Annotated in this window: 23 protein-coding genes and 2 tRNA genes; 5 read left to right on the forward strand and 20 right to left on the reverse strand. The window is 67.1% G+C overall.

Annotated elements, in window-relative coordinates; translation table 11 throughout:
* Window positions 1-25 precede the first annotated feature (25 nt).
* The 7 genes from BKA25_RS19085 to BKA25_RS19115 form a co-directional block, all read right to left on the reverse strand.
* Entirely contained in the window at window positions 26-880 is an 855-nt protein-coding gene (locus tag BKA25_RS19085; protein ID WP_084642710.1) for an ABC transporter permease, read from the reverse strand.
* Window positions 880-1,713 (reverse strand): ABC transporter permease, encoded by an 834-nt coding sequence (locus tag BKA25_RS19090; RefSeq protein WP_069847829.1) that lies wholly within the window; start codon window positions 1,711-1,713, stop codon window positions 880-882. Before BKA25_RS19090 ends, BKA25_RS19085 begins: the two co-directional genes overlap by 1 nt.
* Window positions 1,713-2,645 carry an ABC transporter ATP-binding protein gene (locus tag BKA25_RS19095; RefSeq protein ID WP_069847827.1) on the reverse strand — a complete coding sequence of 311 codons (933 nt, stop codon included), beginning with the start codon at window positions 2,643-2,645 and terminating at the stop codon, window positions 1,713-1,715. The genes BKA25_RS19090 and BKA25_RS19095 overlap by 1 nt, the downstream gene beginning before the upstream one ends.
* Before the next feature lie 181 nt (window positions 2,646-2,826).
* On the reverse strand, window positions 2,827-3,237 hold the full coding sequence (gene ndk, locus BKA25_RS19100) for a nucleoside-diphosphate kinase (protein WP_069847825.1): 411 nt from the start codon (window positions 3,235-3,237) through the stop codon (window positions 2,827-2,829).
* A 113-nt stretch (window positions 3,238-3,350) separates the two neighbouring features.
* Window positions 3,351-3,827, reverse strand: coding sequence for a DUF4233 domain-containing protein (locus BKA25_RS19105; RefSeq protein ID WP_236750563.1), 477 nt, complete (start codon window positions 3,825-3,827; stop codon window positions 3,351-3,353).
* Window positions 3,824-5,191, reverse strand: a complete 1,368-nt coding sequence (gene folC, locus BKA25_RS19110) for a bifunctional tetrahydrofolate synthase/dihydrofolate synthase (RefSeq protein ID WP_069847823.1) — start codon at window positions 5,189-5,191, stop codon at window positions 3,824-3,826. The genes BKA25_RS19105 and folC overlap by 4 nt, the downstream gene beginning before the upstream one ends.
* Window positions 5,188-7,776 (reverse strand): valine--tRNA ligase, encoded by a 2,589-nt coding sequence (locus BKA25_RS19115; RefSeq protein WP_221313559.1) that lies wholly within the window; start codon window positions 7,774-7,776, stop codon window positions 5,188-5,190. The genes folC and BKA25_RS19115 overlap by 4 nt, the downstream gene beginning before the upstream one ends.
* A gap of 251 nt (window positions 7,777-8,027) precedes the next feature.
* Between BKA25_RS19115 and BKA25_RS19120 the strand changes: the two genes are divergently transcribed.
* Together BKA25_RS19120 and BKA25_RS19125 are read left to right on the forward strand one after the other, a co-directional pair.
* On the forward strand, window positions 8,028-9,050 hold the full coding sequence (locus BKA25_RS19120) for a hypothetical protein (RefSeq protein WP_157420998.1): 1,023 nt from the start codon (window positions 8,028-8,030) through the stop codon (window positions 9,048-9,050).
* A 94-nt stretch (window positions 9,051-9,144) separates the two neighbouring features.
* The gene (locus tag BKA25_RS19125; protein WP_069853413.1) at window positions 9,145-11,493 is read left to right on the forward strand and encodes an FdhF/YdeP family oxidoreductase; all 2,349 of its coding nucleotides are present in this window, start codon (window positions 9,145-9,147) and stop codon (window positions 11,491-11,493) included.
* Between the two features lie 85 nt (window positions 11,494-11,578).
* On the opposite strand, the gene BKA25_RS19130 is transcribed toward BKA25_RS19125, so the two are convergent.
* Together BKA25_RS19130 and BKA25_RS19135 are read right to left on the reverse strand one after the other, a co-directional pair.
* Complete coding sequence (locus tag BKA25_RS19130) at window positions 11,579-11,725, reverse strand: MFS transporter small subunit (protein ID WP_172803752.1); 147 nt, start codon at window positions 11,723-11,725, stop codon at window positions 11,579-11,581.
* Window positions 11,722-13,107, reverse strand: coding sequence for an OFA family MFS transporter (locus BKA25_RS19135; RefSeq protein ID WP_069847818.1), 1,386 nt, complete (start codon window positions 13,105-13,107; stop codon window positions 11,722-11,724). Before BKA25_RS19135 ends, BKA25_RS19130 begins: the two co-directional genes overlap by 4 nt.
* Before the next feature lie 541 nt (window positions 13,108-13,648).
* Here BKA25_RS19135 and fdhD point away from each other — a divergent pair.
* Together fdhD and BKA25_RS19145 are read left to right on the forward strand one after the other, a co-directional pair.
* The gene (gene fdhD / locus BKA25_RS19140) at window positions 13,649-14,569 is read left to right on the forward strand and encodes a formate dehydrogenase accessory sulfurtransferase FdhD (protein ID WP_084642709.1); all 921 of its coding nucleotides are present in this window, start codon (window positions 13,649-13,651) and stop codon (window positions 14,567-14,569) included.
* Between the two features lie 111 nt (window positions 14,570-14,680).
* Window positions 14,681-15,589, forward strand: a complete 909-nt coding sequence (locus BKA25_RS19145) for an alpha/beta hydrolase (RefSeq protein WP_069847816.1) — start codon at window positions 14,681-14,683, stop codon at window positions 15,587-15,589.
* 11 nt (window positions 15,590-15,600) lie between these two features.
* Here the strand turns inward: BKA25_RS19145 and BKA25_RS19150 are convergent, their stop codons facing one another.
* The 9 genes from BKA25_RS19150 to BKA25_RS19190 form a co-directional block, all read right to left on the reverse strand.
* The gene (locus BKA25_RS19150; protein WP_069847814.1) at window positions 15,601-16,215 is read right to left on the reverse strand and encodes an RBBP9/YdeN family alpha/beta hydrolase; all 615 of its coding nucleotides are present in this window, start codon (window positions 16,213-16,215) and stop codon (window positions 15,601-15,603) included.
* Between the two features lie 491 nt (window positions 16,216-16,706).
* Entirely contained in the window at window positions 16,707-17,987 is a 1,281-nt protein-coding gene (gene clpX / locus BKA25_RS19155; protein ID WP_069847812.1) for an ATP-dependent Clp protease ATP-binding subunit ClpX, read from the reverse strand.
* A gap of 156 nt (window positions 17,988-18,143) precedes the next feature.
* Window positions 18,144-18,770 carry an ATP-dependent Clp protease proteolytic subunit gene (locus BKA25_RS19160; RefSeq protein WP_069847810.1) on the reverse strand — a complete coding sequence of 209 codons (627 nt, stop codon included), beginning with the start codon at window positions 18,768-18,770 and terminating at the stop codon, window positions 18,144-18,146.
* Window positions 18,771-18,816: 46 nt separating this feature from the next.
* On the reverse strand, window positions 18,817-19,416 hold the full coding sequence (locus BKA25_RS19165; protein WP_069847808.1) for an ATP-dependent Clp protease proteolytic subunit: 600 nt from the start codon (window positions 19,414-19,416) through the stop codon (window positions 18,817-18,819).
* 188 nt (window positions 19,417-19,604) lie between these two features.
* Window positions 19,605-21,038, reverse strand: a complete 1,434-nt coding sequence (gene tig / locus BKA25_RS19170; protein WP_069853412.1) for a trigger factor — start codon at window positions 21,036-21,038, stop codon at window positions 19,605-19,607.
* Between the two features lie 376 nt (window positions 21,039-21,414).
* A tRNA-Pro gene (locus BKA25_RS19175) sits at window positions 21,415-21,491 on the reverse strand.
* Between the two features lie 274 nt (window positions 21,492-21,765).
* Entirely contained in the window at window positions 21,766-22,509 is a 744-nt protein-coding gene (locus BKA25_RS19180) for a methyltransferase domain-containing protein (RefSeq protein ID WP_084643596.1), read from the reverse strand.
* A 350-nt stretch (window positions 22,510-22,859) separates the two neighbouring features.
* Window positions 22,860-22,930 (reverse strand) — tRNA-Gly (locus BKA25_RS19185).
* Window positions 22,931-23,034: 104 nt separating this feature from the next.
* Complete coding sequence (locus BKA25_RS19190; RefSeq protein WP_069847803.1) at window positions 23,035-23,646, reverse strand: TetR/AcrR family transcriptional regulator; 612 nt, start codon at window positions 23,644-23,646, stop codon at window positions 23,035-23,037.
* A gap of 96 nt (window positions 23,647-23,742) precedes the next feature.
* On the opposite strand from BKA25_RS19190, the gene BKA25_RS19195 reads away from it, so the two are divergent.
* Entirely contained in the window at window positions 23,743-24,399 is a 657-nt protein-coding gene (locus tag BKA25_RS19195) for a hypothetical protein (protein WP_069847801.1), read from the forward strand.
* A 123-nt stretch (window positions 24,400-24,522) separates the two neighbouring features.
* Here the strand turns inward: BKA25_RS19195 and BKA25_RS19200 are convergent, their stop codons facing one another.
* Entirely contained in the window at window positions 24,523-25,317 is a 795-nt protein-coding gene (locus BKA25_RS19200; protein ID WP_069847799.1) for a peptidoglycan recognition protein family protein, read from the reverse strand.
* A complete protein-coding gene (locus BKA25_RS19205) occupies window positions 25,317-25,523 on the reverse strand; it encodes a hypothetical protein (RefSeq protein ID WP_184285096.1) in 207 nt (68 codons plus the stop codon). The genes BKA25_RS19200 and BKA25_RS19205 overlap by 1 nt, the downstream gene beginning before the upstream one ends.
* Window positions 25,524-25,535 lie beyond the last annotated feature (12 nt).

A 25,535-nucleotide genomic window follows, 5' to 3' on the forward strand; every position in this document is an offset into this window, starting at 1 on the left:
GTCCCGGGGCCCGTCGCCAACCCGATCACGTCAGCAGCAGCTTCTCCAGGCGTCGGGTCGCCACGATGACGCCGATACCGGCCATCACGACGAAGTACCCGACATGCCCGATCAGGCCCCAACTCACCACGCCGGTGGCCAAGGCACGCATCAGTTCGACACCGTGGAACAACGGCAGACACTGCACCAGGAACTGGGCAACCCTCGGGTAGACCTCCAGCGGGAAGAACGTGGTGGAGAACAGCGCCATCGGGAGGATCGCCAGCTGGACGAAGTCGAAATCCTGGGTGGATCGGATGAATGTGGTCGCCGCCATACCCACCGCAGCGAAGGCGAAGGAGATCAGCAGGGCGACGGGCAGGGCCAACAACGCCCACGGAGAGGTGATCAGCCCCATGCCGAACATCACACTCAAGAACCCCGCCGCGTACACACCACCTCGGAGCACCGCCCAGGCGATCTCGGCGATCGCAACGTCCAGCGGCCCCATCGGCGTGGCCAGCACCGCGTCGTACAGCTTGGCATAGCGCAGTTTGAAGAAGATGTTGAACGTGGCGTCGTAGACGGCGCCGTTCATCGCCGAGACGGCCAATAAACCGGGGGCGATGAACGCCGCGTATTCGATCGGCGCCCCGCCGGGTCCGCTGATCTGGCCGACCATCCCGCCGAAGGCGAAGCCGAACGAGATCAGATAGAAGACCGGCTCGAAGAAACCCGAGAGGATGGCCAGCCAAGCGCCCTTACCCGCCAGCAATGATCGTTCGACCAGTCTGCTCGCCCGCCCCGCGTACAAGCCCGGCGGAAAAATCCGCAAGCCGCTCGCCCACCTGCTGGGCTGCGGATCGGTCTCGCGTTCGGTCCTCGTCTGCTCGACGGTCATCACACCACCAACTGCTTGCGGAAGAGTCGGCACGACAACACCGTGCCGATGGCGAGGAGACCGCCGAGATAGGTCAGATGGCCGACCGTCGGGAGAAGAGTCAACGTGCCGAACGCGGCACCTCTGGCCAGCTCGCTGCCATGCCAGAGCGGCGTGATCCAGGCAATCGGCTGCAGCAGTTCCGGCAGGTTGCTGATCGGATAGAAAGTCCCGGCGAACAACATCTGCGGCATCACAACGAAGCGGAACAGCGCATTGAATCCGTCGCCCTCGCCCTTCATCGCCGCAGCCAACGCCACCACAGGAGCGGCGAAAGCCATCCCTGTGAGCACCGAGAACGGCAGAGCGAGTAACACACCTAACCCACTGACGGCGCCCATCAGCGCCGCGACCAACAGGAAGGCCACCCCGGAGAAGGTCAGCCGCAAAGCAATCCACACCAGCTTCCCGCAAGCCAACTGCGCGGGAGTGATGGGCGTCGCGGTGACCGCCCAGAAGTTCTTCTGCCACTTGAAACCGGACAAGACCGGATAGGTGGCTTCGCCCGCACCGTTCTGCACAGCCCCCACGACCAGCATGGCCGGAGCCAGGTACGCCAGGTAGTCCATGCCTGCGGTTGCTTCACTGGGTTCGATGAGAGCGCCCATCCCCATGCCCAGGGCCACCAGGAACAACACCGGCAGCAGAACGCTGGAGATCACCGTCGAGCGCCAGTTCAGCCGGTACCAGATCCACTGCCCTTCCAGAATCAGCAAGATCGAGGCAGCGAAGCCACTGACCCGTCCGGTGGAGGCTCGGGCACGCGCAGCGGTCGAGGTATGCGAGGTCACCATCAGTCCACCAACGTCCGGCCGGTGAGCCGCAGGAAGACGTCTTCCAAGGTGCTTCTGCGAACGAGGCTGGACACCGGTTGCACGTCGCGGCGGTGAATGGCCGCCAACGAGGCCTCACCATCCGTCGTGTAGAGCAGCAGCCGGTCGGGCAGCGTCTCGATCCGCTCGGCGGTATCGGCCACCAACGGCGCGAACCGCTGCACCTCGCCCGGCGGGAAGCGCAGTTCAAGCACCTCTCGGGTGCTGTACTGCGTGATCAGCTCACGCGGCGATCCCTCGGCGGCGATCCGACCGCCGTCCATCACGACCAGGCGGTCGCACAGCTGCTCGGCCTCGTCCATGTAGTGCGTGGTGACGATGAGGGTGACGCCGTCCTGCTTCAGTCGGAACAGTCGGTCCCACAGCACATGCCTGGCCTGCGGGTCGAGTCCGGTGGTCGGCTCGTCGAGTAACAGGACCTCGGGGTCGTTGACCAACGACCTGGCGATGGTGAGCCTGCGCTTCATTCCGCCGGACAACGGTTCCACCTTGTCGGCGGCCCGTTCGGACAGCTGGGCGAAGTCGAGGAGCTCGACCGCCTTCTCCCGCACTGCAGCCCGGGACAGACCGAAGTATCGGCCGTAGACCTGCAGGTTCTCTCGCACCGACAGTTCGACGTCGAGGTTGTCCTGCTGGGGCACCACGCCGAGCCGCGCCCGGATCCGGGGGCCATCGACGCTCGGGTCCATTCCGAGCACGCGCAGCTCGCCGCCGGTACGCGGCGAGACACAGGCGATCATCCGCATCGTGGAGGACTTGCCTGCTCCGTTGGGGCCGAGGAATCCGAAGGCCTCGCCGGGCCGCACGGCGATGTCGATCCCCCGTACCGCCTCGAAATCCCCGAATCGTTTGGTCAGGCCCTCCGCGTACACCAGGAAGTCGCTCGTCGTCACGAGGGTGAAGGCTATGCGAGGACCCCGACCGAGGAAACCGAATTCGAAACCACTATCCGTTGCCGGCGGCTACCCGGCCGTCATCCGAGGCAGCACCCGGGCGCCGCCGTACCCGAGCCGACCCGCGTAGCGAGTCGATCGGGCCGACGGCGAGGGCATCGAGAACGATGCCGACCGGCGATCAGAGGTTCGGGAACCAGAGCTTGATCTCCCGCGACGCCGACTCGGGCGAGTCCGAGCCGTGGACGAGGTTCGATCCGGTCTCCAGGGCGAGGTCGCCCCGCACCGAACCGGGGGTCGCCTTCTCCACCGGGTCGGTGCCGCCCGCGATCTGACGGAACGCCGGGATCGCCCGCGGACCCTCGACGACCAGGGCCACCACGGGCCCGGAGGTGATGAAGTCGAGCAGCGAGCCGAAGAATGGCTTGCCATCGTGCTCGGCGTAGTGCTGCTCGGCGAGATCGCGACTGACGACCCGCAGCTCGAGCGCGGCCAGACGCAGGCCCTTGCGCTCGATACGGGAGACGACCTCGCCGACGAGGCCACGTTCCACGCCGTCGGGCTTGACCAGGACCAGGGTGCGCTCGCTCACGGCCGTTCTCTCTCCTTCGGGATTCCCGGCGACCGGGAAGGTCGGGTGCGGCAGCAGTCGCCGCCGTGCTGTCGGTGCGCAGAGCCTAGTCAGGCGACGCGATGGCACCGTCGTCAGTCCTGCGCCTGTTGTTGGCTGGGCAGCAGACCCTCGTCCATCCGGCGGGCGACGTCGTGCTTGAACCACACCAGTGCGGCCCACACCAGTACGAACGGCACCCCGGGGATGAACAGGAACGGCTCGATCAGGCCGACCGCCAGCAGCAGGCCCTGTAGGCCCAACGCGGCCGTCAATCCCCAGCTTCGGCCCTGGACGCCCGCCGCGAGCATCAACAGCACGACCAGAACCAGGACGAAGGTCCAACCCAGGCTGCCCGCGCCGTCGCCGAGCCTGCCGACCACCAGCAGGGCCAGTGCGACGACGATCGCCTCCAGCACCAGCGTGCCCGCGAAGACGCCACGCAGGCCCTTCCACGGGTCGACGGCGGGCGGCGGGACCGGTACGGTGCCGGTGGCCGCGTCGGCCGGCTCGGTCTCGGCGGCCGCCGAGCTATCGGGTCCGGTCTCCGCCCGGTCGATTGCGTCGCTCACCCTGGCTCCTTGCCGAAGAAGTGCCTGGCCTCACCTGCAGTGATCACCGATCCGGTGACCACCACGCCTCGGCCCGCTGCGGGTTCATCCGGATCGTCTGTCTCGCCGGACATCCGCATCGCGGTCTCCAGCGCTTCGCCCAGGGCGGGCTTCACTGTCACCTTGGCCTCACCGAACAAGGCGATCGCCATCTCACCCAGCGTCTCGGCGGGCAACGCCCGGGGCGAGGTGTTCTGGGTGATCACCAGGTGATCGGCGACCGCGCCCAGCTCGGTGAGGATGCCTGCGGCGTCCTTGTCGCCGAGCACACTCACGACGGCGACGAGGCGATCGAAGGCGAACTCACTGGTGATCGCCGCCCGCAGCGCGGCCGCGCCGTGCGGGTTGTGGGCGGCATCGACCAGCACGGTGGGTGCGGCACGCACGGGTTCGAGCCTGCCCGGGCTGCGTACCTCGGCGAAGCCCTCCCGGATCACGTCGATGTCGAGCATCCGCTCCCGGCCCGCACCGAAGAACGCCTCCACCGAGGCCAGGGCGATCGCGGCGTTGCGTGCCTGGTGTGCGCCGTGCAACGGCAGGAAGACGTCCTCGTACACCCCGCCGAGCCCCTGCAGCCGGAGGAGCTGCCCACCGACCGCAACCGTGCGATCGAGGACGCCGAACTCCTCGTTCTCCCTGGCCACGGACGCGTCGACCTCGATGCAGCGTTCCAGGAGCACCCGGGTGACCTCGGGCGACTGCGCGGCCAACACGGCCGTCGAGCCCGGTTTGATGATGCCCGCCTTCTCGTTGGCGATGCCCAGGATGTCGCTGCCCAGGTACTCGACGTGATCCAGCGCGATCGGCGTCACCACCGATACCCGGCCGTCGACGACGTTGGTGGCATCCCAGCCACCGCCCAGGCCCACCTCGATCACCGCGGCCTCGACGGGTGCGTCGGCGAAGGCCGCGAAGGCCATCCCCGCGAGCACCTCGAACTTCGTCATCCGGATCTCGCCCTGGCCGTCCACCATCGAGATGTAGGGCTCGATGTCCCGATAGACCTCGACGTAGCGCTCCGGGGAGATCGGGGCCCCGTCCAGCGCGATCCGCTCGGTCACCGTCTGCAGATGCGGACTGGTGAAGCGCCCGGTGCGCAGGCCGATCCGGCCGAGTAGTGCGTCGATCATCCGGACCGTGGAGGACTTGCCGTTGGTGCCGCCGACGTGCAGCACGGGATAGGCGTGCTGCGGAGAACCGAGCAGGTCGGCCAACACCGAGATGCGGTCCAACGACGGCGCGATGGTCGATTCCTGCCACCGCGTGTCGAGCTCCTCCTCGACCTCGCGTAGCGCCTGGACGGCGTCCGACTCGGTGCCGCTCATGCGGTGTTCTCCGCAGGCGCGGGCAGGGCGGCCAGCCGCTCGGTGATGCGGTTGCGGTCCTCGATGGCCGCGTCTCGTCGAGCGGTGATCTTCGCGACGACCTCGGCGGGCGCCTTGCCCATGAAGGCAGGATTGTTCAGTTTGCCCTCGCAGCCTGCGAGTTCCTTCTCGGCCACCGCGAGGTCCTTGGTCAGGCGCTTGCGCTCCGCCGCGACGTCGACCGTCCCGGAGGTGTCCAGCTCGATCTTGACCTCGCCGGTCGGGAGCCCGATCTCGAAGGAGACCGTGACCGCGTAGTCGGGACCGGGCTCCGCGAGCCGAGCCAAGGCACGGATCGCGGGCACCTGGTCGGAGAGGTCGGCGCAGCACGCGCCCCGCACCGCTCCGACGACCGGCTGATTGGGCTTGACCCCCTGGTCGGCACGGAAGCGGCGAATCTCGGTGACCAGCCGCTTCAACGAATCGACCCGGCGCGAGGCACGCTCGTCCGGCTCCTGACCGGTGCGGGAGGGCCACTCGGCGACGACCAGCGACTCGCCGCCGGTCAGCTCGCGCCACAGCACCTCGGTCACGAAGGGCATCACCGGGTGCAGCAGGCGCAGCAGGGTGTCCAGGACGTGTCCCAGCACCGCTCGGGTGGCCTCGGCCCGCTCGCCGCCCTCGGCGATCTGCACCTTGGCCAGCTCGACGTACCAGTCGCAGAACTCATCCCAGGTGAAGTGGTAGAGCGCCTCGGTGGACTTGGCGAACTGGAAGTCCTCCAGCCGGTCGTCGACCTCGCCGATCAGCTGGTCCAGCGAGTCGAGGATCCACCGGTCGACGTCGGTCAGTTCCGCCCGGGGCGGCAGCGCACGGGAGACCGTCGCGCCGTTCATCATCGCGTAGCGGGTGGCGTTCCACAGCTTCGTGCCGAAGTTCCGGGAGGCACTCACCCACTCCTCGCTGACCGGGACGTCGACACCGGGGTTGGCGCCCCTGGCGAGGGTGAAGCGGACGGCGTCGGCGCCGAAGCGTTCCAGCCAGTCGAGCGGGTCGACCGTGTTGCCTGCCGACTTCGACATCTTCTTGCCGTACTGGTCGCGGACCATGCCGTGCAGCACGATGGTGCCGAAGGGCGGCGTGCCGTCCATGGCGTACAAGCCGAGCATCATCATCCGGACGACCCAGAAGAACAGGATGTCGTAGCCGGTGACCAGCACCGAGGTCGGATAGAAGCGTTCGAGTTCCGGGGTCTGCTCCGGCCAGCCCATCGTGGAGAACGGCCAGAGGCCGGAGGAGAACCAGGTGTCCAGGACATCCTCGTCCTGGTGCCAGCCGGGTCCGCTGGGCGGCTCCTCGTCCGGGCCGACGCACACCGTCTCACCTGCGGGTCCGTACCACACTGGGATGCGGTGTCCCCACCACAACTGCCGCGAGATGCACCAGTCGCGCATGTCGTCGACCCAGTCGAAGTACCGCTTGGACATCTCCGGCGGGTGGACGGCGACCTTCCCGTCGCGGACCGCGTCACCGGCGGCGGCCGCAAGCGGGCCGACCTTGACGAACCACTGCAGAGACAGCCTCGGCTCGATCGGCTCCTTGGAGCGCGAGCTGTGGCCGACGCTGTGCCGGTAGGGCCGCTGCTCCTCGACGATGCGACCCTGCTCGCGCAGCGCCTCGCGGATGGCCTTGCGGGCCTCGAACCGGTCCATGCCGTCGAACTCGGTGTCGGTCCCGGCGATGCGCCCCTGCTCGTCCATCACCGAGATCATCGGCAGCTCGTGCCGCTTGCCGATTTCGAAGTCGTTCGGGTCGTGCGCGGGCGTGACCTTGACCGCGCCGGTCCCGAACTCGCGGTCGACGTGCGCATCGGCGACGACCGGGATCCTCCTGCCGGTGATCGGCAACGTGATCAGGGTGCCGATGAGGTGCTGATAACGCTCGTCCTCCGGGTGGACCGCGATGGCGGTGTCACCGAGCATCGTCTCGACACGGGTGGTGGCCACGACCAGGCTCGCGTCACCATCGCCGTAGCGCATCGACACGAGCTCGCCGTCGACCTCCTTGTGCTCGACCTCGACGTCGGACAGCACCGATCGCAGCTCGGGCGACCAGTTGACGAGCCGTTCCGCCCGATAGATGAGGCCGTCGTCGAAGAGCTTCTTGAAGATCGTCTGGACGGCGCGGCTCAGACCCGCGTCCATCGTGAAGCGCTCGCGGGTCCAGTCGACGCCGTCCCCGAGCCTGCGCATCTGCCCGAGGATGGAACCGCCGTGTTGCTCCTTCCACCGCCAGACCTGCTCGACGAAGGCCTCGCGGCCCAGTTCGCGCCTGCTGGTGCCCTCGGAGAGCAGTTGCTTCTCCACGAGGGCGTGCACCGCGATACTGGCGTGATCCATGCCCGGCAGCCAGAGGACCTCGTGGCCCTGCATCCGACGCCGACGCGTCAGCACATCCATCAGGGTGTGCTCGAAGGCATGACCGACGTGGAGGCTGCCGGTCACGTTGGGCGGCGGGATCACGATCGAGAACGGGGGGCGATCGGAGGCGGGGTCCGCCGTGAAGTAGCCGCGTTCTACCCACTGCTCGTACAGCCGGGGCTCCATCTCGGCGGGGTTCCACTTCGCGGGCAGGGTCGACTCCGGCTGGCGGGCATGGGTCTGCGTCACCCGAAAAAGTCTACGGAGCGTTGTCGAGCTGGTTGCGGCGGTCCTCCACCGGGCAGGCCGCCGACCTGGTAGGCAACCGATCGCGCCGACGGCACCGGACGCTCCCTCGGCGAGCAATGAAGATCAAAAACGGTCGGTTATGCCTGTTATCTTGCGAATATCAACGTGATCTTTCTCAGGGGGAAGTCGTGGAACAGCACCCGGGCCAACGGGCACCCGACGAAAAGTGGGACACCACGTCGGGGAACCCGGGTCCCGCGCAGCCGGGGTTGAACCCGCTGGGCGAACGCCAGTCACCTCGGCTGCGGTGGATACGCGTCCTCGCCCTGGTGACGATCATCGGCGGCATCCTGGCGGGCGCGGTGCTCTACGGCACCGGTCGACTCGGCATTCCCGCCGTGACCGAGGCGGATGGTGCCGACTCGACCACCGAGGAGCCGCCGCCGCCCGAGGAATCGGAATCCGCCACGGCGGCCCCGATGACTCCGCCGGTCCAACCGGTCGACCTGGACACCCCCTTCGTCCGCACGGCTGCGGCCAACTGGGCCGAGGGTGAGGCGGGCGTCGTCGCGGCCGAGGCGACCCCGATCGGAGACCATCCCGCCGCGACGGTGCAGGAGGCCGTCGACGCCGCTCGCGCGGCGGTGATCGCCGCGCGGCTCGACCCTCGATCGCTGGTGGAGCACGATCCGGAGGGCCTCCTCGGCCTGTTGGCACCGGACCTGCAGACCGGACTGCGCGAGACCTTCGCCGAGGACGACGTCGAAGCCGGGCTGTGGATCACCCGCGTGGACGACTCGGGACCGCTGCTGCCGGTACCGCCGAGGGTGAGCGGGCAGATGACCGTGGATCTCGATGCCGACGGCGAGATCCTCGTTCGGACCGACTACCTGTTCGCCTACGCCTTCGAGCCGCCCGAGGAGGTGGCGGACGACCCCGGCCTCACCAACAGCGACCTGGTCGTCTTCACCCGCGTCGAGCAGGACTTCTCCTATGTCACCGGCCAGGAATGGGCCGATAGTTCGCAGGGACTGTGGTCGGAGGAACTAGTGACGTTCAGCTATGGGATGGCCTGTGACACCGCCGACGAGGGTTTCCTGGCTCCGGGCTTCACCGAGACCCCCAGCAGCCCGCTGACCAGCCCGGGAGATGTGGACATCCAGGGCATGTTCGATGCCGACCGCCCGATGCCGACCGAGGGGAACTGCTGATCCACGGTGCCGGGCCGTCGCACCACGGCGGTCCGGCACCGTTCGATAGCCGGGCCCCCTGGTTCTCCCACCCTGCTTGTCGCAGGATGGTGGTATGACTCGCGAGGCACCCCGGCAGGACATCGACGAATCGGAGCTGGTCGTCTCCGAGCCGAAGGAGTGGGCTGCGGGCATCCCCGGCGTCCTGGTCTCCCTCGGCCGAGGCATGGATCAGATGGGTGCAGGACGCACGGTGAAGACGCTGCGCCTGCTCAATCAACGCAAGGGCTTCGACTGTCCGGGCTGCGCCTGGCCGGAGGGGCAAGGGCACCGCAGCTTCGCCGAGTTCTGCGAGAACGGAGCGAAGGCGGTCGCCGAGGAGGCGACTCGACGACGGGTCGACGCGGACTTCTTCGCCGAGCACTCCGTAGCCGAGTTGGCGCAGCGCACCGACTACTGGTTGGGCAGCCAGGGCCGGTTGACCCATCCGATGGTCCTGCGACCGGGCGCGACGCACTACGAGCCGATCTCCTGGGCGGAGTCCTTCGAACTGATCGCGAGCGAGCTGCGCGAGCTGGACAACCCGGACCAGGCGGTGTTCTACACCTCCGGACGCACCAGCAACGAGGCCGCGTTCCTCTATCAGCTCTTCGTGCGGTCCTTCGGCACCAACAACCTGCCCGACTGCTCGAACATGTGCCACGAGTCGTCGGGCTCGGCGTTGAATCAGACCCTGGGCATCGGCAAGGGCTCGGTCAGCCTGGACGACATCCACCATGCCGATCTGCTGCTGATCGCCGGGCAGAACCCGGGCACCAATCACCCTCGGATGCTCTCGGCATTGGAGAAGGCCAAGCGCAACGGCGCGAAGATCGTCGCGATCAATCCGCTTCCCGAGGCGGGCCTGTTGCGCTTCAAGAACCCGCAGAACATCCGCGGTGTGGTCGGCAAGGGCACCAGCCTGGCCGACGAGTTCTGCCAGATCCGGATCGGCGGCGACCTGGCCTTGTTCCAGGCGCTGGGCCACCTGCTGTTGGCCGCCGAGGACGAGGCACCCGGCACCGTCCTGGACGGCGACTTCATCCGCGAGCACACCCATGGCTTCGCCGAGTACTCCGCACACCTGAAGACCCTGGACTGGGCGAAGGTCGAGGAAGCCACCGGTCTCGAACGGAGCCAGATCGAAACGGTTGCCCGCATGCTCGCCGAGTCCAAGCGCACGATCGTGTGTTGGGCGATGGGCATCACACAACACAAGCATTCAGTCCCCACGATCCGCGAGTTGGTCAACGTCCTGCTGTTGCGCGGCATGATCGGCAAACCGGGCGCGGGCGTCTGTCCGGTGCGTGGCCACTCCAACGTCCAGGGCGACCGGACCATGGGCATCTGGGAGAAGCCGCCAGCGGCCTTCCTCGACGCCATGGAACGGGAATTCTCGCTACCGATGCCGAGGGAACACGGCTTCGACACGGTCGCGGCCCTACAGGCGATGCGCGACCGCTCCGCCGAGGAACGCGGCCTGGTCTTCTTCGCCCTCGGCGGCAACTTCGTGGCGGCGAGTCCGGACACCGAGGTCACCGAGGCGGCCCTCCGGTCGTGTTCGCTGACCGTGCAGGTTTCAACGAAGCTGAACCGCTCGCATGTCGTGCACGGGAAGACCGCGCTGATCCTCCCGACTCTCGGGCGGACCGAACGCGACATCCAGCACACCGGGGAGCAGTTCGTCACCGTCGAGGACTCGATGTCGGCGGTGCACATCTCGCGGGGCAGGTTGGAGCCCGCCAGCGAGACGCTGCACTCCGAGGTGTCGATCGTCGCCAGGTTGGCCCGCGCCGTGCTCGGCGCCGAGCATTCGGTCCCGTGGGAGGACTTCGAGCGGGATTACGACGAGATCCGGGATCGGATCGCGCGGGTCGTCCCCGGTTGCACGGACTACAACGCGCGAGTGCGCGAACCCAACGGCTTCATCCTGCCCAACCCGCCGAGGGATTCGCGGTCGTTCCCCACCGCCACCAAGTTGGCGAACTTCACCGCGAACCAGCTGGAGGTGCTGCGGATTCCCAAGGGCCGGCTGCTGTTGCAGACGCTGCGCAGTCACGACCAGTTCAACACGACCATCTACGGACTCGACGATCGCTATCGCGGGGTCAAGAACGGTAGACGTGTCGTGTTCGTCAACCCGAAGGACTGCGCACGGCTTGGGGTCGAGGACGGGCAGATCGTCGATCTGATCAGCGAGTGGTTGCTGCCCGATGGTCGGATGGAGGATCGGCGCGCCGAGGCCTTCCGGGTGGTGGCCTTTCCCACCGCCGTGGGCTGCGCGGCGGCCTACTACCCGGAGGCCAACCCGCTGGTTCCCTTGGATTCGGTCGCCGACGAGTCCAATACACCGACGTCCAAGTCGATCGTCATTCGGTTGGAGTCCTCGAAGCGGTCTGCTGCGGACGAGACGGTCCAGAACTGACGCGAGGCCGGGGACGGTTCGGATGATCCGGACCGTCCCCCGCTCAGGGTCGATCGCCGCGCGGCCTTGAGCAGGTCTGCGTAGGTCAGGACGTGAAGAGCCCGGCCACCGTGCCGATGAGCTGGGCCAGTCCGTAACCGAACGGCAGGCTCACCCACAGCCAGGCGACCACCATGAGGGCCCGGCGGCCTCCGCTCGCCGACGTCTCGGTCGGAGGCTGCTCGGCGTTCATCGGTTGACTCCTTCCGCAGCGTCTGCGTTCTTGTCCTCGGCGGGCTGCGCGGCGGGTTCCGGCTCATGGAAGCGAGCGTTGACCGGCCGGATCAGCTCGTTGGCCACGAAGCCGATGACCAGCAGGACGATCATAGCGAACAGCGACGTGGTGTACAGGTCCGCACCAGTTCGGCCCGCCGCCTGCTGGGAGTCGGCGACCGCGTTGACGATCAGCGGGCCGAGCACGCCCGCCACCGACCAGGCGGTGAGGAGCCGACCGTGGATTGCGCCGACCTGGTAGGTACCGAACAGGTCCTTCAGATATGCCGGGACGGTGGCGAAGCCGCCCCCGTAGAACGACAGGATGCCCATCGCGGCGAGCATGAACACCGGCATCGACAGGTGGCCGACCAGGGCGATGACCAGGTACAACAGCGCGCCGACTCCCAGATACACCCGGTAGATGTTCTTGCGGCCGATCAGGTCGGACGTCGAGGACCAGACGAAGCGGCCCGCCATGTTGGTCAGCGACAGCAGGGCCACGAAGCCCGCCGCAGCGCCTGCGGCGACCGGGGTGGGAGTGTCGGCGAAGAAGTCGACGATCATCGGCGCCGCCTTCTCCAGAATTCCGATACCCGCCGTCACGTTGAGGCACAGCACGATCCACACACACCAGAATTGAGGCGTCCGGATGGCGTTGCGCGCGGAGACGTTACCGGTGCTGATCATCTTGCTCGGTTTGGCGACCGCCTTCGCCTGTCCCGGCGGCCGCCAGTCCGAGGCGGGCACCCGGATCAGCAGCACGCCCAGCGACATGAAGACCGCGTAGGCGATGCCGTGGACCACCAGGGTGGTCGCGATACCGGCCGAATCGACGCCGAAGTTGCCCAGCATCCAGGAAGACCACGGCGCCGCGATGAGGGCGCCGCCGCCGAATCCCATGATCGCGATGCCGGTGGCCATGCCCGGCCGGTCGGGGAACCATTTGATCAGCGTGGAGACCGGTGAGATGTAGCCGATCCCCAAACCGACGCCGCCGATACCGCCGTAGCCGAGCACCACGAGCCAGAACTGGCCGGTGGCCACGCCGAGGGCCGCGACCAGGAAGCCGCTGGAGAAACAGACCAGCGAGACGAACATCGCCCACCGAGGGCCGTTGCGTTCGACGAAGGTGCCGCCGAAGGCCGCCGAGAGGCCCAGCATCACGATGCCCAGTTGGAACGGCAGCGCGCTCTGGGTGCCGCTCAGGTCCATCGCGGACTCCAAGGGCGGTTTGAACACGCTCCAGGCATAGGCCTGACCGATGGCCAGGTGAACGGATAACGCAGCAGGCGGGACGAGCCATCGGCTCCAGCCCGCCGGGGCGACGATCCGAGATCGATCGAGCAGACCGGGAGACATCGACCACTCCAAGCACGTAGCAAGCACCAGAACGGGTGGGCGAACGCTACCCCGAGTGAGCTGACCCTCACGAGCACCGGAGAGAAGAAATTTCTTAGTCAACTAGGCAGTCGATCACCGCCCTCTCCGGAGACGGTCGCCACAACAACGCCCATGAACAGGCATGATTCGCTGATGATCGCTCGGGCCCCTGACGCCGATCGCAACCAGAATCACGGTGAACGCGACGAGACCATGATCTTCCAGCCGAGCGTGTCGCCCGAATACTGGTCCGATCAAGTGACCACCTGATCAGGTGATCACTCCGGGCTTGTGCCACTTCGTCATCCGCGAGGCCCTCGTCGCTATCGCTGTCGTTGACGGGCACTGCCTTCACCCGGTGTCACGGAGGCGATCGGCGGGTGACACCCGATCGCGGGCACCCGCGCGCTCCGGCCGCCGCTGGACCATTCGTCTCCCGTCTTACTCGACCAACCGAGGTACCGTCGGGTGATCGGTGAACACGAACGAGTGATCAGGCCGTCTTGTCGAAGGAGGCGCAATGGGCCGAGTGACCGTTCGCAGGCAGGTGCTGCGGATCTCCGGTGGGACCGCCCGCGTTCGACCCGATGCCCTCGCGGCCGAGGAACCGCTCGAGCAACGCGTCAACGGCCGGGCGCTCGCTGTGACAATGCGGACACCGGGCAGCGACGTAGAACTGGCCCACGGCTTCCTGCTCACCGAGGGCGTCATCGCGCACCGGGAGGACGTGGCGATCGCCCGCTATTGCGACGGGGTCGACGACCAGGGACGCAACACCTACAACGTGCTCGACATCGCCCTCGCCGACGGAGTCGCGCCGCCCGAGACGGGGGTGGAACGCAACTTCTACACCACCTCGTCCTGTGGCGTCTGTGGCAAGGCGGCCCTCGACGCGGTCCGGCTGCGTACCCGACACTCTCCGGCAGACGACGCCCTGCGCATCTCGGCCGACACGCTGAGCGCGTTGCCCCCAGCGCTGCGCGCCGCTCAGCGGGTCTTCGACAGCACCGGCGGACTGCACGCCGCCGGACTGTTCACCGCCGACGGCACGCTGCTGGCCGTCCGCGAGGACGTCGGCAGACACAACGCCGTCGACAAGGTCATCGGTTGGGCGCTACTGGCGGACCGGGTCCCGCTGAGCGGCTGCGTGCTGATGGTCTCGGGCCGGGCCTCGTTCGAGCTCGTCCAGAAGGCCGCGATGGCAGGCATCCCGCTGTTGGCGGCCGTGTCCGCGCCATCCTCGCTGGCGGTCGACCTCGCCGACGAGCAGGGCATGACGCTCGTCGGATTCCTCAGGGGCGACTCGATGAACGTGTACACCGGCCGCGAGCGCGTCATCGTCGACTCGGCCGAATCACCTGCCCAGCCCGTGAATGCCACCCACGGAACCCCGGCTGCGGCACCGGTGGCCCTGTCTCCTGCCACGCCCTCCTCCAGGTGAATTCGCCCGGCCACCACTCGCTCGTCCGTGAGCAGCGGTGGCCGACTTGGCGCAGCTCGACGACGGTGGTTTTCGAGCCAACCGTCGCCCCTGACGTCGAGGAGGTCCTTCATGGCACCGGACACCACCCCGGATTCCACTCCAGAACCGAGCAGGCGCCGTTTCCTCACCGTGCTTGCCGGTCTGGGTGGGCTCGGTGCCGTGGCGTTGACCACCAAGAGCAGCCTCACCCATGACATTCCCCACCAGGCCAGTGGCCTCACCGGCGGGATGTCGCTCACCGAGCTCAGCCGGGGTAGCACGTCTCGGGCGATCATCCACCAGGAGCAGGTGTGGTCGGCGGCGCGCGGGCGAACCGTCGGTCTCGTCACGCTGATCCCAGCAGGCTCGCATCACGGCAGGCTGCCGGTGTGTGTGGTGCTGCACGGCCGGACCGGGCACTCCGAGGAGGTCACGGCCGCCCCGATGCCCCGGACCCTCGACGACACGATCACTCGTGGAGGCACGCCCTTCGCGGTGATGGCGGTGGACGGCGGCGACGACTACTGGCACGAGCACAACAAGGGCGACGATCCGATGGGGATGCTGCTGCGGGAGGTCCCGATGTGGGCGGCCGCCCGAGGCCTGGGCGCCCCGGAGGCGGCGGTGGGCGTGTCGATGGGCGGCTTCGGGGCGTTGCTGTACGCACGCAGACGCCGCGAGCAGGGCAGGCCGTTGCGTGCGGTCGGTGCCATCGCGCCCGCACTGATCCTCTCCTGGGAGGAGATGAGCAAGCGCAACGCCTTCCACGACGAGGCCGACTGGGCGAGCATGGACCCGCTTCGCAACATCCCAGCACTGGGCAACGTGCCGGTGGGCATCTGGTGCGGTACCGAGGACAGCTTCATCGAGGGAGCCCGGCAGTTCATCGACAAGGCGAACCCCGAGGTCGCCACCCTCGGCCCCGGAGGCCATACCCGGGCCTTCTTCGACGAGTCCGTGCCGCCCGCGCTTGCCTTCGTCGGCAGCAGACTGCGCTGAGCCCGACCTCGTCAGCGACCATCCGCCGGCCGGTCCCGACGTGCGGTGTTCAATGCCGCAGTCGCGGGGTCGACCACCCAGTCCAGGGCCTGTGACCACGGGCCGAACCCCGCCTCCACATCCAGGTGGCGGCCGTCGGGCACCACATCGATCTCGATGCCCAGGGCGGCCGCCAGCCTGCTGGTCTCGGCGACGCCGCCCCACGGATCGCCGACCCCGACGACGAGCCGCGTGACCCCGGCCGCCCGCCGCAGGCTCCACCCGTCCGCCGCCGGATAAGGCAGCCCGCTCAAGTCCGGATGACGCCAGTTCCAGCCTGGTGGAGCCACCAGCAGCACCCGATCCGCCCGCCTCCCCCGCCCGTCCAGCACCGCAGCGTGGTGCATCCACACCAGGGCTGAGCAGCAGTGTGCGACCACGACGAGTTCCGCCGACCGTGGCACTCGGGCGACGCGGCGTTGCACGACGGCCAGCCACTCCGCCAGTACCGGGGTGTCGGCCGAGGGCAGTTTCGGGAAATCGACCTCCCAGCCCCGGGCGTACAGCCGGGGCGCCAGCCACAACTGCCAGTGCTCCGGTTGGGGAGTCCGCCAGCCGTGTAGCAGGAGCACGTGCCGGTCCGGCATCCCTGGTCTCCTCACCGTCGCCTGTCCCGTCCCGAACCGCCCGCAGCCGCCCGCCACGGGTCGAGGTCGCGGCGCCGCCGGATTCCCGCAGGCGGCGAACGTCCGGCCGAGCATGCGACTGCCACCCGTCCTCGGACTCTGCGCGTTCCGACCGAGCCGCGCTCGTCGAGCCGGTGTGCCCGGGCGGTGAACCGGTCTCACGAGGCCGGTGTGCTCACTGCGCTCGCCGGTGCAGCGAACTCGGCTCGCCGGGTCACACCGGCCCAATGCTCACCCAACGCCACCCGACCTCAAACCACCGTGTGGTTGCGGATCGACGGGCTTCGACTCGGTACGGGTGTGAGCGGTGATCATCAGCCGGACAGCGGTGGGTGCATCGTGCGAAGCGCCCCAGAAACGCACCGACGGCCGAGGGGCCGGAGCCACACGCACGATCGCACTGACGCTGTGGGGACAGCGTCAGTGCGATCAGCGGTGTCGTCTCTGCCGACTCAGGCCGACTTCTCACGCCGTTCGCGTCGAGACGCCTGCCGCGCGACGATGGTCGGGTTCACGTTCTCCCGAACGGTCTGCTCGGTGATGACGACCTTGGCGACGTCGCTGCGGCTCGGGATGTCGTACATCACCGACTGCAGTACCTCTTCCATGATCGCCCGCAACCCACGGGCACCCGTTCCCCGGAGGATCGCCTGATCGGCGATCGCCTCCATCGCCTTCTTGGTGAACTCCAGCTCGACGCCGTCGATGTCGAAGAGCTTCTGGTACTGCTTGACCAGCGCGTTACGCGGCTCGGTCAAGATCTGCACCAGCGAATCCTTGTCGAGGTTGGTGACCCCGGCGACCACCGGTAGACGACCGATGAACTCGGGAATCAACCCGAACTTGATCAGGTCCTCCGGCATCACGTCGGTGAAGAAGTCCATGGCGTCGATCTCGGCCTTGGACCGGATCTCCGCGCCGAAGCCGAGGCCGCGCTTGCCCACGCGATCCTGGATGATCTTCTCGAGGCCCGCGAACGCCCCGGCCACGATGAACAACACGTTCGTCGTGTCGATCTGGATGAATTCCTGGTGGGGATGCTTGCGTCCACCCTGCGGCGGCACACTCGCCGTGGTGCCCTCCAGGATCTTCAACAGGGCCTGCTGCACACCCTCGCCGGAGACATCTCTGGTGATCGACGGGTTCTCGCTCTTGCGGGCGATCTTGTCGACCTCGTCGATGTAGATGATGCCGGTCTCGGCCCGCTTGACGTCGTAATCCGCCGCCTGGATCAGCTTCAGCAGGATGTTCTCGACGTCCTCGCCGACGTAGCCCGCCTCGGTCAACGCCGTGGCGTCGGCGATCGCGAAGGGCACGTTGAGTAGCTTCGCAAGCGTCTGCGCGAGGTAGGTCTTACCGCAGCCGGTGGGCCCGAGCATCAGGATGTTGGACTTGGTGAGCTCGACGCTCTCCTCACGTCCATCCTTGGCTCGATCGCCGGCCTGGATCCGCTTGTAGTGGTTGTAGACCGCCACTGCCAGTGACCGCTTGGCACCGGACTGACCGATCACGTATTGATCGAGGAATTCGTGGATCTCGGCGGGCTTGGGCAGTTCGTCGAGCTTGACGTCTCCCGCCTCGGCGAGCTCCTCCTCGATGATCTCGTTGCAGAGGTCGATGCACTCATCGCAGATGTACACACCGGGACCCGCGATGAGCTTCTTCACCTGCTTCTGACTCTTCCCACAGAATGAGCACTTGAGCAGGTCGCCGCCGTCACCGATACGTGCCATGACCGCTGACCTCTGTCCCCTCTGGCACATCCTGACTCGGTGTGCCTGGCCGTGTACGTCATCGACGGTACCTTGCCTGCTCCCAGTCGCCGGGGGCAAAGCCTCTCCCGTCGCCGCCGAGTGTGTCGGGACCTCCGACACACTCGGCGTGTCGGGTCAGTTCTGCGAGAGCTTCCGGTACGGAATCACCTCGTCGACCAGACCATATTCCAAGGCTTCCTGGGCCGTCAGAATCTTGTCCCGCTCGACGTCCTCGCGGACCTGCTCGGCCGACCGATTCGTGTGCCTCGCCAGTGTGGCCTCCATCTGGCTCCGCACTCGCTGGATCTCGTTCGCCTGAATCTCCAGGTCCGAGACCTGACCGTAAACGCCCTCGATCGCGGGCTGGTGGATCAGCACCCGCGCGTTGGGCAGGATCAACCGCTTACCCGCCGTACCCGCAGCCAAGATCACTGCGGCAGCCGAGGCCGCCTGACCGAGACAGGCGGTCTTGATGTCGGGCCGGACGAATTGCATCGTGTCATAGATCGCCATCAACGAGGTGAAAGATCCACCGGGCGAGTTGATGTACATGGTGATCTCGCGGTCGGGATCGTCCGACTCCAGGCACAGCAACTGCGCCATCACGTCGTTCGCCGAGATGTCGTCGACCTGCGATCCGACGAAGATGATCCGTTCCTCGAACAGCTTGCTGTAGGGGTTGGACTCCTTGACCCCGTAGCTGGTCCGCTCGATGAAGGACGGAAGTACATAACGAGACTGTGGACGGTGAAGCTCGTTCATCGTGGTGACTCCTCGAGGTCAGCCTGGATCAACGCGGCGGCCGGGATCAGCGCCGGCTTGTGCCCTTGGTGTTGGGCAGCTGGTTGGTACGGCTGACCACATGATCGACGAAGCCGTACTCCTTGGCCTCCTCGGCCGTGAACCACCGGTCGCGGTCCGAGTCGGCGGTGATCCGCTCGACCGTCTGCCCGGTGTGCTCGGCGATGAGCTCGGCCATCTCCTTCTTGTCCTTGATCCACACCTCGGCCTGGATCGCGATGTCGGAGGCGGTGCCACCGATTCCGGAGGACGGCTGGTGCATCATCACTCTGGCGTGCGGGAGCGCATACCGCTTGCCGGGCGCCCCGGCCGACAGGAGGAACTGACCCATCGAGGCGGCGAAGCCCATCGCCACGGTCGACACATCGGGCTCGATGAGCTGCATGGTGTCGAAGATGGCCATACCCGCGAAGACCGAGCCACCCGGTGAGTTGATGTACAGCCTGATGTCGGCCTCGGGGTCCTCGGCCTCCAACAGCAGGAGCTGAGCGCAGATCTGGTTCGCGATGTTCTCCTCGACCTGGGAGCCCAGGACGATGATCCGCTCACGAAGCAGGCGCTCGTAGACCGAGTCGTTCAAGTTGAGACCACTATTGTTCGAACGCATCTCGGGTGTGTTGCTGGGTGGGTGCTGCGTCACGTCTGCCTGCCTTCTCCAACCAGTGATGGGGCGGGTCCGTCCACATCGGCAGCGCTACCGATGTTCCGCCGTTGGTCATCCGGATTACTCAATCGACAGTAACGAACACGGGCGGCGCTGCCTTCCCAGCACCGCCCGTGTTCGCCCAGAGCGTGTTACTTCTCCGCAGTGGTTCCCGTCGTCTCGGCCTGACCGCCCTCGGTGTCGGTCGAGGAGTCGGACTCGACCGCGTCGCCCTCGATGACCGCGCCGCGCTCGGCCTCGGGCTCCTCGGAGCCGAACAGCTCATCGAGGTCGAGGGTGTTGCCGGAGGCGTCGGTGACCGTCGCGTGCCGGACGACACCTGCCAGGGCCTTGCCCCGACGCACGTCCGCGTAGATGGCGCCGAGCTGGTTGGACTGCTGCGCCCGCTGCACGTACTCGTCCGGGCTGATGCCGAAGCGCTGCGCCTGGTAGACGATGCGCTGGGTCAGCTCGTTGTCGGACACCGTGACCTGATCGGCGTCGGCGATGGTGTCCAGCACCAGCTGGGTGCGCACCGCCTTCTCCGCCTCGGCCTTGGTCTCGGCGTCGAAGCCCTCCAGGGTCTTGCCCTGCTGCTCCAGCCACTCGGCGAACTTGGCCTCGCTGTGGTCGAAGGGGTGGATCGCGTCGTGCTTGCGCACCTCGATCTCGGCCTCGACGACCTTTTCGGGCAGCGGAACCTCGGTGGTCTCCAACAGCACCTCGAGGACCTTGTCCCTGGCCTCCATGCCCTGCTGCATCCGCTTGACGCGGCCGATGCGCTCGCGCAGGTCGGCCTTCAGCTCGTCGAGCGTGTCGAACTCGCTGGCCATCTGGGCGAACTCGTCGTCGGCCTCGGGAAGCTCGCGCACCTTCACCGACGTCGGCTTGACCTTGACCTCGGCCTCGCGGCCGGTGTGCTCCCCCGCCACCAAGGTGGTGGTGAAGGTCTTGGTCTCGTCCTGCGACGCGCCGATCAGCGCGTCGTCGATGCCGTCGACGAGCTGGCCCGAACCGATCTCGTACGAGAGGCCCTCGGTGCGTGCGTCCTCGACCTCGACGCCGTCGACGGTGGCGGAGAGGTCGACGACGACGAAGTCGCCTGCCTCGATGGGCCGGTCGACGCCGGTCAGCGTGCCGAACCGAGCCCGCAGCTCGTCGAGCTGGGTGTCGATGTCGGAATCCTCGACGGCCACGTCGTCGACGGAGACGGCGAGCTCGCCGAAGGCCGGGATGGTGATCTCCGGACGAACGTCGACCTCGGCGCTGAAGGTGAGCAGGTCACCATCGTCGATCTTGGTGACCTCGATCTCGGGCCTGCCGAGGGTCCGCACCTCGCCGCTGTTCACGGCTTCCATGTACTTCGCGGGGATCGCCTCGTTGACGACCTCGTCGAGCACGACCCCTCGTCCGAGCCTGCTCTCCAGGACTCGCGAGGGAGCCTTGCCCGGTCGGAAGCCCGGGATCCGGACCTGCGAGGCGAGCTTGCGGTACGCACGGTCGAAGTCGGGCTTGAGCTCGTCGAACGGCACCTCGACGTCGATCCGTACCCGCGTCGGGCTGAGCTGCTCGACGGTGCTCTTCACGTGATCTCCTTGGGACGTTGCGATCTTGGCCGGCCGGACGTCCACACCGCCGGATTCCTGGTGAGCAGGAACCGAGGGAGCGCCCTGGCCTGCACGTAGTGCTGGTCAACGCCAAGAAGTCAGCCGGTGACTCTTGAAGCCCCCGGGGGAATCGGGGTCGGACTGACTCACGGGGCGCCGCCTGTCGGCGCGATTCTAGGCGAGGTCAGGACGGGCGCGAGCACGGGGATGCGCGCTTCGGGCCGGAGCCACGCCGGCTCACGGGCCGAGCGTTCGGGCCTGCGCATGAAATGCGTCGTCACCGGAAGGCCACGGCTGGGATCGGGGCGACGAGCGCCTCGGCATCATGAGGCCGAGGCGTCGACGAGGAGTTCTGTGGTCGGGCTGACAGGATTTGAACCTGCGACCCTCCGCTCCCAAAGCGGATGCGCTACCAAGCTGCGCTACAGCCCGTTCGCGGGAGATCGTAGCGCACCCCGAGGCGTCCGTTCACCGACGATCGCGTCCGCGTCGCCGCGTTCGATCTGTTGCCCTGATCCACCGGGAACGGCCGCACCACCGTCACCGACGCCCGCTCCGGCCTGGAGCGGCCAGAGTAATGGACCGGTCGGTCCAGAACGGGTGACCTTGCCCCACGCTTCGACCACGTCAGCTCGGTGATCAGCAGTTTCTGTGGCTGCGGCGACCAAGAGAAAAGCGGAGGTGGCGTCGGATCTACGGCTCGGTGCTACAGCGATGCGGACATCGACGAGAAATACTGCTCTGAGGGCTCCTTCTTCTGACCGGTGATGAGCGCGAAGGTCAGAAGTTCGCCACGGTCGGTATCGAGCATCGAAATCGTGTCGCGGGACCCCTGCCTGACAAGCTCGTTGGGGGAATGTTCGGCACAGACCTCGCACCACAGCTTCCAGTCGAGCCAGCCATCGGGTTGCGCCCTGCTTGCGGTGACCTCGACCAGTCCGGTCTGCTCCCACTGGAAGCGCCACCATTCGGGTGTGTGAAAAGCAAGGGCCTCCCATCCCGCGCCAGACCGGAGATATTCCGGGATACCGCCGAGGGCGCGCAATTCGCGGTGCAGCGATGGCACGGCGATCGACAGCTGCCCCCCTGCCTTGAGGAACTTACCGATGTAACCGAGGTACAGATCGTCAGTACCGAAGTAGTGATAGCTGCCTACTGACAGGATCGCATCGAATTGTTCTGATTCGAACGGCAGGTCATGTGCTTCGGCACGCACGGCGTGGACCTGGTCGACGACTCCTGTCTGCTCGAACCGCGCGGTGTTCTCCTCCGGCGCGACCCACAGCTCCGAGGCCCATACCTCGACGCCATACTCGCGCGCCAGGAAGATCGAGGTCATACCCAGTCCACACCCGAGGTCGAGAACCTTCATTCCGGGCCGGAGCGAACAGTCCCGACCGAGGTCCTCAAGCAGCCATAGTGGGTTGGGACCCATACAGTTGTCGACCATCCACTGTGGATCGTAGGTCGCCGCACGTGGGTACTTCTCAGGCCTGACGAGTGCATCCAGCGAAGTCACCGCATCTTGGTATCAACCGGCGTTTCGACCCGACAACGGATTTCTCCTCGGCGCGACTACGGCAACTCGTCGGTTCGATGAACCGACGAGTGTGTCCGCAAGGCCACGCGCCGTGCTCGGCACCGCGGTCGACGTCCTGATCAAGCGCACCCGAATCGGATGAGAGGTGGGCCTGCACCGGAGCCCGTAGCGTCCGTCGCCCAGTCTGACTCATCCCGGAATAACGGCGGCGCCCCTCCCATGATCGGGAGTGGGCGCCGTTTCCGCTGGTGGAATCTCTGAGCGGGCGACGGGAATCGAACCCGCGTAGCCAGTTTGGAAGACTGGGGCTCTACCATTGAGCTACGCCCGCGTGCACCCTGCGGTGCTGCCATTGCAGTCTAGCCGGTGGATCGATCGGCCTCGCACTGGGGCTCGACGATGACCACTCCCCGCTCTCGGGTCCGCCCCGGTCGGTCAGTCGGAACCGGAACCCAGGAGTGAGTCGACGGCCAGGTAGAGCGTGTCGGTCTCGGACTGCAGGATCGAGTCCTCGGCAGGCAACGCCCGCTCCAAGCCGAGCCCGTTGACGAGGGTGATCAGGAATCTCGCCCGCTTCGTGTTGTCGCCTGCGGCGAGCGCCCCCTCGCTGACGAGCACCGTCAACCAGTACTCGACTCGACGCTGCGCCTCCCGACCTACGGCGAGGTACGCCGCCCGCTGCTCCTCCGTCGACTCGGGGAGCAGGAAGTCCTCGAAGACCTTGCGGGTGGCCTCGCGAGCCTGCGCCCCCACCCCGGCAGGCGCGAGTACCTGGCGTAGCCGACCGACCAGTCGGTCCCTGGCAGGTACCGAGGTGTCGTGGATCTGGTCGTCCTTGATCACCAGGTCGTAGATCCGGGTGAGCACCTCGTCCTGGAGCTCGCGCTGCGTCGGGAAGTGGTACCTGAGCGAGCCCATGCTCACCCCGGCTCGTGACGCGACCGCGCGCACGCTCAGTCGCGCCGCCGGGTTCTCCCCGAACATCGTCATCGCCGCCAGCAGGACTTTGTCTCTGCTACCGAGCTCACCGCCGGCTCGCACCGTCATGTCTGCCTCCCTCGCCTGCACTAATACACCGTGCTAGTCTCACTTTGGCAACTAGCACAGTGTGCTAGACGGCTGCGTCGAGCGTCGGGGGTAGGCATGTTGCAACAGTGGCAGCGGCGGCGGGCCGCAAAACGCCTGAAGGCGGGAACCGGGCGTCCGCTGAAGCGTTTCCGCTGGTGGCAGACGTTTCTCTCCCGTGCGCTGCTCCATCTCCAGTTAACCGAGGACGACGGCCGCGAGATCGTCTACAGCATCGATGTGCGACACGGCGGCAGCGGAGAGAACGGCGAGGTGATCGCGCACCTCTACCGGGATGGTCTGCATCACGCCGAGAGCAAGGTGCCCGCGATCTTCCCGATCGAGGGTGGCGAGATCCAGGTGGCGACGACGCAGTTCGGCGTCAAGCGCTGCCACTACGTCACCGACTACGGGGTGGAGCACCAGCTCACTCCGGACGCGAAGTCGCCGGAGGGGCGCCGCGCCCGGTTGGAGCGCAACCACCCGACGCTGAGCGGATTCATCGGCATCGTCTCGGTGATCTTGCTGGTCGCCGGGCTCGGCCTCAACCTCGTGCAGATCATCGAACCGATCTCCGAGATCCCGCCTATCGCCGAGAACCTCGGAACCTTCGAGTCGCCGATCCGCCTCCCGCTGTGGCTCAACATCGCGCTCGGGTTCGGGGCAGCCCTGGGGAGCACCGAGCGGGCCCTGCGGATGCGCTACCACTGGCTGCTCGACGGGGGCGGGAACTAGCTCCGGCGCCGGTGCGCGGAGGGACGGCGATTCCGCGTTCCTCCGCGCACCACCGATCGGATCATCGACAACGTCGACACAGATGACCGACGTCGCGGATGACTCACTCACGAGAACCGACGCTCAGCGCGCGGCCAAGGTCTGCCGGGTGAGCGCCTCGACCCGGGTGATCGGGGCCGTCCAGGCCGCCGCCCAGGTGTCCGGGCCGACCTCGCCGTCCGCGGCCAGGCCCTTCTCGCGCTGGAAGGCCAGACAGACCTCCTTCGAGGCCGGTCCGTACTCGGAGTCGACCGTGAGCGACCAACCGCGATCGACCATCCGCTGCTGCCAGGTGCCCACGCTGCTGTGTCGGGTGACGGGTGGGTAGCGGAACACCACGCCGGGCCAAGCGGGAGCGCCGGGTGTCCCACCGCCCCCGCCGGGATTCAGCGAACCGTCCTGCACCAGCGCGTACAGCCGGTCGCCTGGGCAGGCGGTGGCCAGGTGGTTCCGGTGTCCGTTGATGCCGTTGGCGGCATTGCCGACGTCACGGAGGTTGGAGATCGCCGACTTGATGCCCGCGATGAGCCCGGCCGGGACCGTGTCGGCGGCACCGATCAACGCGCACACGCCGTACCAGTTCTGGTTTCCCGAATTGGTCCCGTTCGACGCGGTGCGCACGTTCGGTCCACGACCATGGAAAACATAATCGTGGACACACACGAGGTAGGTGTAGGCGATGTCCGCCCAACCGTTTCCATCCATGTGCCCGTTCTGAATTCCACGGACCTGCGCGGCGCACTGCGAATGATCCGGGCGGGCGACATTGCCGCTTCCGACGTAGTGCACCGTCACGCCGCCGTTCTGTGGCGTGATGTTTCCCGAGACGTTGCCCGGAGCGCGTGCTCCCCAGCTTGCTCGGCTCACGAACGTCGTCATCACACGCCTCCCTGCTGGCAGGAGACGCCCGCGTTCAGCGGCTCACCGGTGAACTCGTCGACCTCGGCCTGCGGGACCAGGCCTGCAGCCTGGTTCGACGTGGCGGCCGCCGCCGTCGGCGACAGCACCGCGATCGCGGCACCCGCGGCGAGGACACTTCCCGATAACCCCAGGAAGCCACGTCTTGATCTCACTGCTTCGGACACTCGACATCCTCC

The organism is Actinoalloteichus hymeniacidonis, from assembly GCF_014203365.1.
Classification (GTDB): Bacteria; Actinomycetota; Actinomycetes; order Mycobacteriales; family Pseudonocardiaceae; genus Actinoalloteichus_A; species Actinoalloteichus_A hymeniacidonis.

Excerpts from the sequence above, each read along its gene's own strand:
- BKA25_RS19115 (WP_221313559.1), bottom strand. The coding sequence starts at position 7,776 with ATGGAGCCCCGGCTGTACGAGCAGTGGGTAGAACGCGGCTACTTCACG.
- BKA25_RS19200 (WP_069847799.1), bottom strand. The coding sequence starts at position 25,317 with ATGACGACGTTCGTGAGCCGAGCAAGCTGGGGAGCACGCGCTCCGGGC.
- folC (WP_069847823.1), bottom strand. The coding sequence starts at position 5,191 with ATGAGCGGCACCGAGTCGGACGCCGTCCAGGCGCTACGCGAGGTCGAG.
- BKA25_RS19090 (WP_069847829.1), bottom strand. The coding sequence starts at position 1,713 with ATGGTGACCTCGCATACCTCGACCGCTGCGCGTGCCCGAGCCTCCACC.
- clpX (WP_069847812.1), bottom strand. The coding sequence starts at position 17,987 with ATGGCACGTATCGGTGACGGCGGCGACCTGCTCAAGTGCTCATTCTGT.
- BKA25_RS19160 (WP_069847810.1), bottom strand. The coding sequence starts at position 18,770 with ATGAACGAGCTTCACCGTCCACAGTCTCGTTATGTACTTCCGTCCTTC.
- BKA25_RS19125 (WP_069853413.1), top strand. The coding sequence starts at position 9,145 with ATGACTCGCGAGGCACCCCGGCAGGACATCGACGAATCGGAGCTGGTC.
- BKA25_RS19145 (WP_069847816.1), top strand. The coding sequence starts at position 14,681 with ATGGCACCGGACACCACCCCGGATTCCACTCCAGAACCGAGCAGGCGC.
- BKA25_RS19180 (WP_084643596.1), bottom strand. The coding sequence starts at position 22,509 with ATGGTCGACAACTGTATGGGTCCCAACCCACTATGGCTGCTTGAGGAC.
- BKA25_RS19130 (WP_172803752.1), bottom strand. The coding sequence starts at position 11,725 with ATGAACGCCGAGCAGCCTCCGACCGAGACGTCGGCGAGCGGAGGCCGC.
- BKA25_RS19085 (WP_084642710.1), bottom strand. The coding sequence starts at position 880 with ATGACCGTCGAGCAGACGAGGACCGAACGCGAGACCGATCCGCAGCCC.
- BKA25_RS19135 (WP_069847818.1), bottom strand. The coding sequence starts at position 13,107 with ATGTCTCCCGGTCTGCTCGATCGATCTCGGATCGTCGCCCCGGCGGGC.
- BKA25_RS19190 (WP_069847803.1), bottom strand. The coding sequence starts at position 23,646 with ATGACGGTGCGAGCCGGCGGTGAGCTCGGTAGCAGAGACAAAGTCCTG.
- BKA25_RS19165 (WP_069847808.1), bottom strand. The coding sequence starts at position 19,416 with ATGCGTTCGAACAATAGTGGTCTCAACTTGAACGACTCGGTCTACGAG.
- BKA25_RS19195 (WP_069847801.1), top strand. The coding sequence starts at position 23,743 with ATGTTGCAACAGTGGCAGCGGCGGCGGGCCGCAAAACGCCTGAAGGCG.
- BKA25_RS19150 (WP_069847814.1), bottom strand. The coding sequence starts at position 16,215 with ATGCCGGACCGGCACGTGCTCCTGCTACACGGCTGGCGGACTCCCCAA.
- fdhD (WP_084642709.1), top strand. The coding sequence starts at position 13,649 with ATGGGCCGAGTGACCGTTCGCAGGCAGGTGCTGCGGATCTCCGGTGGG.